This window comes from Clostridioides sp. ZZV14-6345, assembly GCF_020657775.1.
Classification (GTDB): Bacteria; Bacillota; Clostridia; order Peptostreptococcales; family Peptostreptococcaceae; genus Clostridioides; species Clostridioides difficile_D.
Genome location: NZ_JAGWCX010000262.1, coordinates 1 through 228 on the forward strand (window position 1 = coordinate 1; position 228 = coordinate 228).

Sequence of the window (228 nt, forward strand, 5' to 3'; positions counted from 1 at the left end):
AGAAGGTCAGGCTATAGTTTACCAAAATAAATTCTTAAATTTGAATGGTAAAAAATATTACTTTAACAATAACTCAAAAGCAGTTACTGAGTGGAAAACTATTGATGGCAAAAAGTATTACTTTAATCCTAATACTGCTGCTGCAGTAACTGGATGGCAAACTATTGATGATAAGAAGTATTACTTTAATACTAGTACTGCTGTTGCAGTAACTGGATGGCAAACTAT

Annotated in this window: 1 pseudogene; it reads left to right on the forward strand. The window is 31.1% G+C overall.

Annotated elements, in window-relative coordinates:
• Positions 1-40: 40 nt before the first annotated feature.
• Positions 41-228, forward strand: a pseudogene (locus tag KGF39_RS19705) (hypothetical protein); the annotation flags it as partial.